Genomic DNA, 15,272 nt, shown 5'->3' with positions numbered 1-15,272 from the left:
GGCGATCCGCCAACATTTTAACTTTATCTTGACTAGCTTAAACCATGCTATTAATAGTAAACAAAGTAACGAATTTCACCGATAATGTTACTTTGTTTACGGGATATCTTAACTCTGTAAACAACGTATTCAGCGTAGTGGTGCCTTTACAATGAGAGGCATCGGATAACCTTGCTAGGTAGGGCTTGCTGAACGGGTCACATTTTACAGTGGAACGAGCAAGCGGACCGCGAGTCTCAACCACAGCCATTGCAAAATAGACAAAAAGAGAACCCGAAGTCTCTTTTCGAGGTTCATCACCAGCAGTTGCAGCCCGATCACGGTCTCGCTCGTCGTCTGAAGGTGTGCTCGAATACGGCCAAACCCATAACTGCGCTTGCCTTCGCCGAACTTGCCTTCCACCGCATTGCGTGCGGCTGCATCCGTCTTGGCGATTTTCTTTTTCTCCTGCTGATCGGCTGACGGACGACCCAACTGCGGTCCGCTTAAGCGAATTCCCTCTTTGCAGAAGCGCAAGTTGTCGCGGGTTCGATAGATCTGGTCGGCCAGCACCGCTTTGGGATAATAACCAAATCTGGCGCGGTAACGCTCTACGGCGTCCTGCAATGTCTGCCCTTCGTTGTAGCTATCCCACGACAGATGCTCGCGGAAAGCGTAGCCGTTCACCACGCTAATCGCCAGCTTCTCTCCGAACTCGACGTTTGCCCTGGCTTTGCCGCGCACGATCGGTCTGACATGTGGCTGTGCGATACTGACAATCCGATCCGATATGCTGTGTGTCCGCTTGTCATACATCGTTTGCTGCTGACGATAAAGCTCTTGAATGGCCAGCAGTTCCTTGTACAAACGCCGCGGCAGGCCGCTCGTCATATCGGCGAGTTCGGCGATCATGCGCAGATCACGGGAAACGAACCTGAGCTGCTTGCCGATCGCTTTTCGCATCGCGCGCGGCTTCACGCGCCGCTGCTTGGCAACCGCCAGATAGGCTTTGCGGGCACGCTCTCGGTATGTTCTGGGCTTGCGGGTCTTTCCACGTTCCGGTTCGTGCAGGATGTCGATGATCTTCTCCAGCTTTTCTCTGGCCTGATTCAGTAACGACAAATCCGTCGGGTAGGCGATATCCGCCGGCGCGCAGGTAGCGTCCGGCAGCAGTTCGCCCTCGTTCGTCAGTTCCATCTGCTGTAGCTGCGTTTCTGAAGGCTTACCGGACGCTGCGTCAGTTCCGCTGCCAGGTTCATCGTCGTCCGATGAATCATCCGACACTTGCGCGCTTCTTCCAGAGCGATCCATTCATTCACTTCATCCAGAATTTCGCCACCCAATCGCTTGCGGAAATGCGTCATGAGAGAATGATGAAACGGACGGCGGTACCGATATTCCGGCAGACCGAGGAAGTACTGCAGATACGGGTTCTCCAGAATCTGACGAAGTGTCTCCCGATCATCGGTGCCAAGCCGCTCCTGGATGATGAGTGCGCCGAGCGCGATACGGATCGAAACGGCTTTTTGGCCCTTGAGGCTTTTCTTGAAGTTTTTCGCATACTTCTCTTCGAGCATCCACCACGGAATCATCTGGGCCAGCAGCACCCAGCGGTTATCTTCTGCGAGCTTTCCGCCGAACGGCAGAAAAAAGTCGACGGGCAGGTTCATCTGGTTCTCGGTTCGCTGATACAATCCTGACGCCTCCAAGTGCACGGTTTTTCACGGGGCTGCCCCGTTTTCCTTCGACATAAGAGGCCCTAAACCCTTGTGCCTGTTGGAGTTTTGATTCGTTCAGCAAGCCCTAGGTAAACCGTGTCCTATGGGCATCGGCGCACGTGTTTAGACTCCGATGCCGCGAGGCTCATTGTCAAGGCGAATACGTTGTTTACATGTCTTCGATGTACACGCCCTTGATAATCAAGGATTTTCTAAAAGCGAGTTGAGATAATTAACGAAAATATACGCTAAGTATTAAACGGATTAATGACCCTTTGGCGGCTCAAACATCATATTGTTTAACTGGTTCACAAAAATACCTTCGTTCGGGCCCGGGTTGTTTCGAAATACTTTCACTTCTTCCACTAGAACCTCGTCCGCATCCGTACCAAGTACCTTCATCGTTTCATCAATGAATGATGCTAGTAGCATAGAGCTCGGATCGTTATTGAAATACGTTTGAACCCCTGGCGGCGCAATTTCCAGGATTTTCACCGATGTGTCTTTAAGCATGTACCGTTGGGATAGCGTATAGGAATGGAGCGCTGCTTTCGTCGCACTATAAACAGCAGCACCCGCCAGTGGCACGAATCCAAGTGACGAAGTCGTGTTGATAATAACCGCTTCTTCTTTGGACTTCAAATGCTCGAGTATCTACATAACTTTTCACAAATAGTATATTGTACATATTTTTTAGAGAGAATGCCTGTTTTAGAACCTTCTCTTTGTTCTTATTCAAAAATTTAATTGTACAATTCTCTAGGGCCTGTACGCAAACCTATTTGAGCCATAAACGAATTGAAAGCAGCGTCAAAAAAGCCATGAACATGTTCGCTGTTTTTTCATAGCGAGTGGCCAAGCGTCGATAGTTTTTTACTTTGTTGAAAAAGCATTCAATTAAGTGTCGCTCTTTATACGTTTCAGAATCTAACGGGCGCTTTACCCGCCGATTGCGTTTGCTTGGGATAACCGGAGTGATCGCTCGGCTTTGCAAAAGCTCCAGAATGGCATTGGTATCGTAGGCGCGATCAGCCAACACTTCGCCCGGGCAGAAGTCCAGTTCATGAAGAAGGCGATAGCCGGTGACAGAATCGTGGTCTTGTCCTGGCGTCAATTCGAAACGCAGCGGATAGCCGAGCGCATCCACCATCGCATGAATTTTGGTAGTTAATCCTCCGCGCGAACGTCCGATTGCTTGCCGGTCCTGCCCCCTTTGCGCCCGCTCCATGTTGATGGACGCGGACGATGGTGGCATCGACCATGACCTGCTCCCAATCCGGCTCGATGGCGACATGCTTCAGTATTTCACCCCAAATATTCGCTTTTTGTAGCCGCCAGAAAAAGCTGTAGGCTGAAAACCAAGGGCCATAGTAACTCGGTAAATCCCGCCATGGCGCGCCCGTTCGAGCAACCCAAAGCACGGCATTGAGCATCTGGCGCCGATCCTTGGGCGGACGTCCTCCCTGTTTTTTTCGGGCTGGGGGCAACAGGGGGTCAACTATATTCCATTCTTCATCCGTTAACTCGTATCTTCGTCTCATGTGCCTTATTTTACTAGATTTCTACGAGTTGTACAGTTTGCGTACAGGCCCTAAAAAAATCGGGCTGAAAAAACGCATTTTTCAGCCCGATTTTGCTTATCTTTTTTTAAAATCCACCTTAGTTCTTACCGCCATAGCCCTTATAAGTAGAGTAAACTGCATCTGCATATTGATTGGCCAGAATAGGACGGCCATAAGAATCTGTAGCTCCCGGATACCAGTAATCTCCTCCGTTATAGTGTAATAAGCCGTTATATATATTGCCGAATTTAATAATCTTTTCATTTAAAATCAGGGCGCCCAAGTATACCTGATCTTGTTCACTGCCGTGATTATAAGCAGGGACAAATTTTGAACTGAATTGAGATAAATAAGCATTACGTGTGTTTGGTTCTACCTGCATCAATCCGTCGCCGGCTGATGGACTGCCTGGTAAGCCTGCTCCAAAGCTGCTTTCCTTTTTGATCACAGCACTCAGCAATAAAGCAAAATCTCCGCCTTTACCGAATTTATCGCCCGCATTCATTGTGTATGTCCATATGTGGCTTGGAACTTCGGAAGGCTTTGTTACTGAAGGACCTGTTGGTGGCGTTGTTGGCGGTGTTGTAGGTGGCGTAGTTCCGCTGCCGCCTTTCTCCCATAAAGCAGGAACAATAGGTGGTTCCCAACCTACGAGGGAAGTATGTGCCTGACGACAGGTATAAGTACTTCCACTATATGTTACTGTCTCATTTACTGCATAGGCAGTATTTGGTGCCCATGCTCCCCTAGCGGCTGCGCTCACCGGCAAGACTGCGCAAAAGGTGGATAAGAATACTGCTAAAACTACCAAAAGTGATGTGGCTTTAAAAGAAAACTTTTTGCTAGTCATTTTCAAACCTCCTTGTATTTTTCTTCTGATATTTTCCTGTGTTGCTCATTTTCAACATTTATCAGCACTATTTCCCCCCTTTGTTTTCACAAATACTTCAAGTTCATTCCATAATTAAAGTGCTTAAACAAATGATTACAATTCTGGTAATACAGAAACATGGAAATAATTCCAATAGGACGTAGGTTCTACTTTCTTCAAATTTTTGATTAGACTGGAAAGAGGCTAAGTCTACAGGTCATTAAAGTCAACCTAAAAACTTAGCCTCTTGATTTCATATTAAATTTTAAATAAACTTCAGTCTTCACATACCATTGTCTGCAAAGTCGATGAGACTACTATTTATTATTGCTGCTACATCCTTTTTGTAATCGTGTATAAAAAAATGATCCCCGTCAAACATATGAATTTTACAACTTTTGGACGTATAATCATGCCATTTTGCAACGTCAAAAATAGTGGCTCCCTTTTCTCTTTTTCCCCACAATACACTTATATCGCAGTCAAGCTTAGTGTTTTTTTCAATGTGCCTGTATGTGTCAGTAATTCTAAAATCCGCTCTGAGTATCGGTAAAAACAACTCCATTAATTCATTGCTTTTCAGAACCTCTTTGGGCGTGCCTCCCAGCTTAAATACCTCATCCACAAACTCCTTATCCGGCAAATCATAGAGTACCTTCTTCTTACTTACAAAACCCGGAGGATATCTGCCGGAAATAAACATATGGACAGGATATGGATGTCCGAGCTCCTTTATTCTATAGGCAAGTTCATATACAAGTACACTGCCCATACTGTGGCCAAACAACGCATAAGGTTGTTCTTCAAGGTTGCTTATGATAATACGTTGTATATCTTCAAGCGCTTCCTCAACACTTCCGTAAAACGGTTCACCAATCCTGCTGCCTCTTCCCGCAAGCTCAATCGGGAAAAGCTCAATCCTATCATGCAAGTATTGTTCCCAATATTTATATACTGCTGCAGAACCTCCTGCATACGGCAGACAAAACAATTTAATCTTATCCATTATATCTACCCCTTATATCTGAACTATTGGTTGATCTCTTCCAATATTTCTTTAATAATAGCCGCATTTTTATCTATATATCCTGTACTTAACATATCAAAATGACTGCCAAATCCGTTATATACTTTGAACTCTCCCGTTGTTGCCTCTCTCCATCCTTCACATAAATCAGCTTCACCTTCATTGTCTTGCTGCTGTGATATAATAAGATGGATATTGGAGTTTATCTGTCCCGAGTTTATAACACTTCTAGTGTATTTATGATAATTTCTCATTCTTTCAATGGCCTTTTCAATAACTGCCTGGTTATCTCCAAACATGCCTTTTATAAGTTTCTCATTTTCTTCTATAAATTCTTTATCCTGTTGCTCAGCAAGTTTCTTAGCATCTTCGCTTTCTTCCTCAATAAGGACAAATGATTTAGCCGAATCCAGAAAGATTATATCGGATACATGATGTCCAGTTTCAATTAATACTTTAGCAACTTCAAATGCCAGATTACCTCCTGCCGAGTAACCAAATAGAATATATGGGCCCTCGGGTTTGACAGAAGTAATTGCCTTCACATACTCCTCCATCCTGCTCTCATTTTCTATAAAGTCAAAGGAATATATGGAATAAGCATTCATTTGTTTTGATAAACTACCATAAGCTATTCCATTTCCTCCTCCTGGAGGGAATGCAAACATAAGACTCTCCATTGCTGAATTAAAATGAATTGCCGGACTTGGTGTAATATAATCATTGGCGTACGTATTGTGTATAAAACGGGCAATTTCCTTTATGGTTGGGGCCATATAAAAGTCTTTTAGTGGTACCTCAACATTTAACTGTTCATAAATTCTGCTTATAAGGGATATTGCCTTCAGTGAGTATCCTCCCAGTTCAAAGAAGTTATCATTCACACCAATTTTTTGTACTCCAAGGGCATCATGCCACAGCAGTGCAAGCTTCTCCTCAACTTCACCGCAAGGCTCTACATACTCTACTGATGTAGCTAAAGTACCGTCATTTTGGGGTAAATTATTCCGATCTATTTTGCCATTGGCTGTCAAAGGCAGCTTTTCCAGCTGAACAAAGTATTGTGGTATCATGTAATCGGGAAGTTCTTTTAAGAGAAGCGCCCTTAAATCTGATATTGTAGATTCACTTTCCCCTGCTATATAAGCACACAAATACTTGTTGCCCTCCTGGTCTGTCTTTGCAATTACCGCAGCTTCTTTTATTGAAGGATGCTTTAATAGCTGCACTTCTATTTCCCCAAGCTCTATCCTAAAGCCCCTAATCTTTACCTGATGGTCTACTCTGCCTATAAATTCGATGTTTCCGTCAGGAAGCCACCTTCCAAGATCACCGGTACGATACATTCTTTCTCCAGAGCTGAAAGGATTAGCTACAAATTTTTCCGTAGTCAATTCAAGTTTGTTCAAATAGCCTTTTGCCAGCCCATCTCCAGATATATATATTTCACCAGTTGTATTAACCGGTAAGATATTCATGTCTTCATTAAGTATATATATCTTATAATTCTGCAATGGCATACCTATAGGTATACTTGTTAGATTTCTCACCTTCTCACGGCTTAAATGGTAATAAGTTGAATCTACGCAGCATTCTGTTGGACCATAAACGTTTGTTATAGTAGGGTTATTATCTTTAAACCGATCATAGAAACCTTGTATACCTTTACATGAAAGTTCTTCCCCTCCGATAATAAACTGCATAACTGAAAGACTTTCGCCAGGCCTGGCAGTATCTGTTAAAAGCTTTATATGTGCTGGTGTTCCGTCTGAAACAGCAATTGAATTCCTGTTATAGTACTTTAGAAGGCCCTCACCATCTAGCCTTGTATCCTCAGGAACTATAAACAGCGTATGGCCAAGGAGAGAAGCCGCAAATATTTGTTTTACAGATGCGTCAAAAAAGTAAGGGGACACAAGGGCAACATTTAAATAATTATCATAATTTTCATAGACAAGCTTTCTTAGTCCATAAACCAAGTTAACTACACTTCGATGCTCTATCATTGAACCCTTCGGAACTCCAGTAGATCCCGATGTATAAATGATATAAGCTAAGTCCTCTGGTTTATTTATTTTATCAAGGTTTTCAGCACTTCCAATGTATATTTCAGGGGAATCAAGCAGTAATATATTACCGTAAAACTCTGCTTTATCCGCTAAATGTGATTGCGTCAACAGCATAGTTGCATTACTATCTTCCAGTAATTTTTTTATTCTTAGTTCAGGAATTTTGGTTGAAATTGGTAAATAGACACCTCCTGCTTTTAAAATTCCCAGTATTCCAACCTGCATATCTACGGATCTTTCTACCATTATTCCAACTATGCTGTTTTGCTTTACACCATTACTTCTTAGTGCTCTGGCAAGCTGATTTGCCTTTTCATTGAGCTGCCTGTAGGTTAATTGCTTGTCCTCAAACACTACAGCTACATTATCAGGTGTCCTTTCCACTTGGTCTTGGAACAGCTCATGTAGAGTCTTATCCCTAGGGTATTCTGCCTTTGTATCATTAAAACTATTTAGTATTTGCTGTTTTTCATCCTGAGATAGTATATTTATTTCGGACAGCATCTTTTCGGGGTAAGCTGTGATCTCTTCCAGTACATTGATGAAATGGACCCCAAGTTTTTCTATTGTCTCTTTCTTAAACAGACGAGTAGCATACTTTAACCCAAATACAATATTATTCTGGGTCTCTTGGGCGTTTAGGGTCAAATCAAATTTGGACGCCCTGAACTCATTATCATAGGGCATGAACCTTAGCCCATTCATCTTAAATTCTGATGCCTCTTTATTTTGCAAGACAAACATAGTATCAAACAGCGGATTTCTGCTCAAATCCCGCTTAATGCTAAGCTTCTCCACAAGTTCCTCAAATGGGTAATCCTGGTTTTCATAAGCCCTTAGAGCGTTTTCTTTTACTACCATCAAAAACTCGCTGAAATTCTTTTTACCTTGAGGGTAATTCCTCATAGCTAGGGTATTGACAAACATGCCTATGATGTCCTGCAAATCTGTATGTGGCCTTCCTGCTATAGGGCTTCCAATTACGACATCTTCCTGTCCGGTGTATTTGAAAAGAAGCACATTGTATGAAGCTAGAAGCACCATATACAGTGTTGCTCCATGATCCACGGCAAGCTTGTTCAGTTTATGTGCAAGTTCCCGGCCTGTTTCAAAACTGACCATATCGCCTTCAAAACTCTGTATAGCCGGCCTTGGGTAGTCTACCGGCATATCAAGTACTGGTATTTCTCCCCTAAATGCCTGGAGCCAGTATTCTTCTTGTTTACTGATTGTGCCGTCAGCAAACAATTTATTCTGCCATACGGAATAGTCCTTGTACTGAATCTGAAGTGCTGGAAGATTCATTCCTTCATACAAGCTTATGAATTCTCTTACCAGTATTTCATCCGACACCCCGTCAGATATGATATGGTGTTTATCAAGCATCATGACATGCCTGTCTTCTCTAATTTTTACGAGCCCTGCTCTTAGTAAAGGAGCCTTGCCAAGGTCAAATGGCCTTATGAATTCATTTGCTGCTTCTGAGGCTTTTTCTTCGCCGGTTTCCATGTACATGATACTAAATTCCACCTCATCATGGACCTTCTGCACCGGTTCACCATCTACCATATGGAAGGAGGTCCGGAAAGCCTCATGCCTTTTTACCAGCTGATCTAAGGCTTTCTCAAAACGTTCTATATCAATACTGCCTTCTAACAACATAAACTCTGGCATATTGTATGCCACCCTTGCTCCTTCAAGCTGATTTAATATATACAGCCTTCTTTGGGAAGACGACATAGGATAGTATTCCATTTCTCCAGTGGGCTGGATAGATTGATAAATACTCTCTTGGGCTTCCTGGATGTAATTGGCAATTTCTGCAATTGTCGGCAGCTTGAATATCTCCTTAAGAGATATATTTACATTGAACTCTTTGTGAATTTTGGCTGCAAAGTTTATTGCTTTTAATGAGTGCCCCCCAAGCACAAAGAAATTATCATTTCTCCCTATTTTCTCAACCCCCAGGATATCCTGCCACAATTGTACAAGCTTCTCTTCCACTTCACCTGAAGGTGCTTCATACTCTACTCCAGTATTTAAATGAGCAGCAGGGTGGGGCAAGTTCTTCCGGTCTATCTTACCATTGGCTGTCAAAGGCATTTCATCCAGCTGCATGAAGTATGCCGGGATCATATACTCGGGCAATTCTTTTGAAAGGCATTCCCTTAGTTCAGTTATTGTCAGTTCATTTTCCCCAACGAAATATGCACACAGATCCTTGTTCTTCTGTTGGTCTTCCTTTACAATAACCACAGCTTCTTTTATTGAAGCATGTCTTAATAGCTGAGCCTCTATTTCTCCAAGTTCTATTCTAAATCCCCTTATCTTTACCTGGTGGTCCATCCTGCCTAAAAATTCTATATTCCCGTCAGGCAGCCATCTTGCCAAGTCCCCAGTACGATACATTCTTTCTCCCTTTATAAACGGGTTAGATACAAATCTTTCTGCAGTAAGCCCCGTCTTGTTTAAATAGCCTTTGGCAAGACCATCCCCAGATATATATAATTCCCCAGCGATACCTATAGGATTTACTTCTAATTTCTTACCAAGTAAGTATGCTCTGGTGTTTGGCAAAGGACGGCCTATGGGGATATTATCCAATCCACTAAGCCCCTCCGCAGTAATCAAATATTCCGTAGAATCCACACAGCATTCGGTAGGACCATAAACATTTGTGATGCAAGGTTGCACATCCTCAAATCTGCTTAGGAAGTCTTTTACTGCATCAAATGGAAGAACATCTCCGCCTATAATAAAATGTCTCACTTTTAGGTTATTATCTATAGGAGGAGAATTTAACATCATATTTACGTGTATGGGCGTTCCATCCGAAATATCAATCCTATTTTCACTATAGAAGTCCAGCAGCTTTTTACCGTCTTTCCTTGCTTCCTCCGGTACAATGTACAATGCATGCCCCATTAGCAGTGCTGCGAAAATCTGCTGCACCGAAGCATCAAAAACATAAGGGGCAATGAGGCAAACATTCAACGGTGATTCATATTTGCTATATATTCTCTGGAACAGACCCTCTACCAGGTTTAATACACTCTTATTATCAATGCAAACACCTTTAGGGTTTCCCGTTGAGCCAGAGGTATAGATGATGTACGCTGTATCACCAGGCTTATTTATACATTTTATATTCACATCGTTTATAAAATTATAATCATAATCAGATAAATCAATAATCTCACCATCGAAATCATCACGATCCATAAGATGATTTTGGGTGAGTAAAATTTTGGCCTTGCTGTCCTCCATCATATACCTTTTTCTTTCCAATGGATAATTAGGATCTACAGGAAGGTACGCCCCCCCAGCCTTGATTACTGACATTATACCTATAACCATTTCAGGCGAGCGGTCCACCATTATGCCTACAATATCATCAGGCTTTACTCCCTTTTCTCTTAATGCCCTGGCCAATTGGTTTGCCTTTTGATTCAGTTCTCGGTAGGTTAATTGTTTACCTTCAAAAACCACTGCAATATGATCAGGAGTCTTTTTCACTTGCTCCTCAAACATTTGGTGTATGGTTTTATCCAGGGGATATTCGAGAGCAGTATCGTTAAAGCTGTATAATACTTGCTGTTTTTCTTCCTGTGATAACATTTCGATTTCATAAAGCCTTTTTTCGGGGTATGCTGCAATTTCTTCCAGCAAATTGATGTAATGAGCCCCAAGTCTTTCAACTGTTTCTTTCTTAAACAGTCTTGTACAGTATTCGAGTTCAAAGGCTATACCATCCTCAGTCTCAAATGCATTTAAGGTGATGTCAAATTTTGATATTCTGCCTTCTATCCCTTTGTTGTACGGCTTGAAGCTTAGATCAGACGTTATGAGCTCTGCTTTTCCAACATTGTATATGGCAAACATGGTATCAAAGAGGGGATTCCTGCTCATATCCCTCCTTATGTCCAGCTTATCCACTAATTCTTCAAACTGATAGTCCTGATTGTCGTATGCTTTCAAAGCATTTTCTTTAACTTCTTTCAAGAATTCAATAAAAGTCTTTTCTCCTTGCGGGTGGTTTCTCATGGCCAGAGTGTTTACAAACATACCTATGATGTCTTGAAGGTCAGCATGAGGCCTTCCAGCTATAGGACTTCCCACAATAATATCTTCCTGTCCAGTGTATCTAGATAACAGCACATTGTATGCAGCAAGAAGCGTCATATATAATGTAGCTCCATTGTCTGATCCAAGCTTGTTAAGTCTAACCGCAAGCTCGCTATCAGCTTCAAAGCTGATGTAGTCTCCTTCAAAGCTTTGTACTGCGGGTCTTGGGTAGTCGGTGGATAAATCCAGCACAGGGATCTCTCCCTGAAAGGTCTGGAGCCAGAATTCCTCCTGCTTACTTATGGCAGCTCCTGCAAACAATTCCCTCTGCCAAACTGAGTAGTCCTTGTACTGTATACGCAGTGGAGGAAGTATTTTCCCTTCATATAAGCTTATAAACTCTCTTACCAGTATGTCGTTGGACACTCCATCCGATATGATATGATGCATGTCAAACACCATAATATGTCTGGCTTCTCCAATCTTTACAAGTCCAACTCTTAATAGTGGAGCCTTTCCAAGGTCAAAGGGCCTTATGAATTTCTCCACTATTTCGGGAACCTTCTCTTCACTGGTTTCCAGGTACATGATACTTAGGTCCGCCTTGTCATGGACTTTCTGAGACAGCTCTTCCTCGATCATATGGAAGGAGGTTCGAAAGCTCTCATGCCTTTCTATCAGACTATGAAAAGCCTGCTCAAAACGTGCTTTATCAACAGTACCTTCCAGCAATATTATGCCAGGTATATTGTAGGCGATTCCAGCTCCTTCAAGCTGGTTTAATATATATAGTCTTTTCTGGGCGGATGACATGGGATAATATTCCATATCCACAGCACGTTGAATGGACTGATATAGGCTCTCCTTTGAGTCTTCAATGTAGCTGGCAATTTCTAAGATGGTTGGTGTCTTGAATATTTCCTTAAGAGGTATGTCTACATTGAACTCTTTGTGAATTCTTGCTACAAGGCTTGTTGCCTTTAACGAGTGTCCTCCGAGCATAAAGAAGTTATCATTTCTTCCTACCTTCTCTATTCCAAGGATGTCCTGCCACAGCAGCGCAAGCCTTTCCTCCACTTCACCTGAAGGCGCTGCATACTCTGTTCCTGTATCTATTCTTCCATCAGGCAGCGGCAGCGCCTTTCTGTCCAATTTTCCATTTATGGTTAACGGTACTTTTGCTATCCTCATAAAATAGGATGGAATCATATAATCGGGCAGCTCTTTAGATATAAGCTCCCTTATTTCGGTCACTGTCACTTCTCGGTCAGACACTATATAAGCGCAAAGATACCTGCCTACACTTGAATCTTCCCGGTCAATGATCACCGCCTCATTTATATCAGCATGCTTCAAAAGGGCTGCTTCTATTTCCTCAAGCTCGATTCTATACCCTCTTATTTTAACCTGGTGGTCTTTTCTGCCGGCAAATGCAATATTCCCGTCAGGAAGCCACTTTGCAAGATCTCCTGTTTTATACATCAGTTCTCCAGGCATAAATGGGTTCGGTACAAACTTTTCCCTGGTAAGTTCCGGTTTTTTCAAGTATCCTCTCGCCAATCCTGCCCCGGAAACACAGAGTTCACCCTCAACACCTATGGGCTTAAGATTATTGTTTTCATCAACTATAAACACCCGGGTATTGGTAATAGGTTTACCAATAGGTACCGACTTATCGGCCGTCTCACAATCATCTGCTTTCCATACCGTTGCACATACGGTTGTCTCAGTAGGTCCATAAGCATTTATATATGAAATCCTGTTGCTCCATTTCTTTAAAAGTTCGGGAGTGGAAGCCGAACCTGCTGCAATTACCTTCTTTAAGGAAGTTACTTTTTCCGGGTCCAGATTTGCCAGATACGGAGGTGGTAAAGTAGCAATAGTTATCTCATTTTCATTTAGGTATTCTTCAAATCTTCGATAGTCATTGATAATATCGCTTGAAGATATATATAGTGTTGCTCCTGCCAATAGTCCCATAAATATTTCCCAAACTGCAGCGTCGAATGAAATTGATGCAAATTGAATAATCCTATCGCTTTCACTTACATTTAAGCGGGTCTTGAAAAACGCCTCCAGATTTGCTACCCCTTTATGTTCTACCATAACCCCTTTAGGTTTTCCTGTAGACCCAGATGTATAAATGATATATGCCAAATTTTGCGGTGAACATACCACTTCCAGGTTCATAGGGTTTCCGGCATAAAGGCTTTCATCTTCTATGTCTATATACTTCCCGTAAAACTCCACTTTCTTCAGGAATTGCTTTTGGGAAATCAGCACCCCTATCTCGCTGTCCTCGAGTAAATATTCGATTCTTGCCTTAGGGTAGTCAGGATCTATAGGCATATATGCCCCTCCGGCTTTAAGTATGCCAAATATACCTATGACCATCTCCAGTGAGCGTTCTACCATAATACCCACTATGCTGTCTGGTTTAACTCCCTTATCCCTCAACACTCTTGCAAGCTGATTTGACTTCTCATTGAGTTCCCTATAGGTTAGCTGCTTACCCTCAAACACCACTGCCGCATTGTCAGGTGTCTTCACCGCTTGTTCCTCAAATAGTTGGTGAATGGTCTTTTCCCTGTGGTATTCCTCCGTTGTATTATTTAAGCAGTGTACTATTTCTTTCTTTTCCACTTCGGTGAGTATATCAATATTCCTAATATGCATATCGGGATTATCGGTTACAATTTCTATTACCGACTGAAAATGTCCCTTGATTTTTTCTATGAAATTACCATCATATACCAGTGAGTTGTAACTGAATTTAATAGATAATTCCTTACCGCCATCAACGAGTATCCCAAAATCATAATTCGTCTGCTCGAATATTTCCATTCCAACTACATTTAAAATGCCATTACTGGATGAAGCATTAACCGCTTCATCCATAGGGTAATTTTCAAAAGCCATGACATGATGTATCAAGGCATCTTTCAAGCATGTTTTTGACTGCACATCCGCCAGAGGATAGAAACTGTACCGGTCAGATTCAAGCACCGATTGCTGCATCTCTTTGATCAGTTCGGTAAAAGTTTTATCCTCATCACAACTCACCCTTACTGCAACGGTATTTATAAATAAACCCACCATGCTCTCAATTCCCTGTATTTCATGAGGCCTTCCCGATACCACCTCACCAAACACCACATCATCGGTATTGTTATACCGCTGTAATAATATCCCCCATATGGTCTTTATAATGGTACTCATGGTTGTATTGTTTTTGGCTGCAAACTTCTCAAGATCGCTAGTTATTTGTTCAGATATTTTAAACTCCGTTTCTTCAATCCTGAAATCATCACTTGCAGACCTGCCGTTTTGGGGAAGGACTGTCTGATGCTCGTAACCTTTAAGATAGGTTTCCCAGTAATCTGCGGCCTCGTTCTGATTTCTGCCTTCCAACCATTTGATATAGCGGCTGTAAGGATATACCTTTCCTGACTCCGGCTCCCGGCTATTCATCAGGGCTTCATAGTTTTCCATAAATTCTCTAAATATATTTGCGAGACTCCACCCATCAATAATGATGTGATGAAAGCTCCATACCATGTTATAAGATTGGTAGCCTGTTTTAATTACACTTAATCTTGTTAAAATATCCCTTGATAAGTCAAAGCCCTTTTTTCTGTCTTTAACCCTGTATTCTTCTATATACCTATCCCTTAGTTCTTCGGCAAGGGAGGTAATATCCTCATAGCTGACAGACAGCTTTCTTTCCTTCATGACTACTTGTAAGGGCTTGGCTACATTTTCATACAAAAAAATTGTTCTCAAAGCGTCATACTTTTCAATAATGATATTAACGCTCTTTTCAACACAATCAATGTCCAGGATGCCTTTTATAGAAAGTGATATCTGCTCAAAGTAGGCGTCTGAATTTTTATCCATCATATAGTGGTACAATATCCCTTGCTGCATAGGAGTGAGCCGGTACATATCTTTTATGTTTTGTTTCTTCAAATCACTCATAAG

General features: G+C 42.2%; 3 protein-coding genes and 3 pseudogenes. All 6 read right to left on the bottom strand.

The features are described 5' to 3' along the window. Positions 1–204 precede the first annotated feature (204 nt). Positions 205–1,673: pseudogene (locus tag MKY98_RS13015) on the bottom strand (IS5 family transposase). Positions 1,674–1,961: 288 nt separating this feature from the next. Next, positions 1,962–2,348, bottom strand: a pseudogene (locus MKY98_RS13010) (SDR family NAD(P)-dependent oxidoreductase); the annotation flags it as partial. Positions 2,349–2,478: 130 nt separating this feature from the next. Next, positions 2,479–3,213 (bottom strand): annotated as a pseudogene (locus MKY98_RS13005) (IS5 family transposase); the annotation flags it as partial. 143 nt (positions 3,214–3,356) lie between these two features. Continuing rightward, complete coding sequence (locus MKY98_RS13000) at positions 3,357–4,109, bottom strand: carbohydrate-binding protein (RefSeq protein ID WP_069011899.1); 753 nt, start codon at positions 4,107–4,109, stop codon at positions 3,357–3,359. 304 nt (positions 4,110–4,413) lie between these two features. Next, positions 4,414–5,136, bottom strand: a complete 723-nt coding sequence (locus MKY98_RS12995; protein WP_081317595.1) for a thioesterase II family protein — start codon at positions 5,134–5,136, stop codon at positions 4,414–4,416. A gap of 23 nt (positions 5,137–5,159) precedes the next feature. Continuing rightward, positions 5,160–15,269, bottom strand: coding sequence for a non-ribosomal peptide synthetase (locus MKY98_RS12990; RefSeq protein WP_069011904.1), 10,110 nt, complete (start codon positions 15,267–15,269; stop codon positions 5,160–5,162). Positions 15,270–15,272: the final 3 nt, after the last annotated feature.

It is taken from the genome of Paenibacillus sp. FSL M8-0228 (assembly GCF_038007385.1).
GTDB lineage: Bacteria > Bacillota > Bacilli > Paenibacillales > Paenibacillaceae > Paenibacillus > Paenibacillus polymyxa_D.
This window is presented reverse-complemented; position numbering and strand designations above follow the sequence as displayed.

Bases quoted from the DNA above. Each gene is read 5' to 3' on its own strand.
- MKY98_RS12995 (WP_081317595.1), bottom strand. From the start codon at position 5,136: ATGGATAAGATTAAATTGTTTTGTCTGCCGTATGCAGGAGGTTCTGCA.
- MKY98_RS13000 (WP_069011899.1), bottom strand. From the start codon at position 4,109: ATGACTAGCAAAAAGTTTTCTTTTAAAGCCACATCACTTTTGGTAGTT.
- MKY98_RS12990 (WP_069011904.1), bottom strand. From the start codon at position 15,269: ATGAGTGATTTGAAGAAACAAAACATAAAAGATATGTACCGGCTCACT.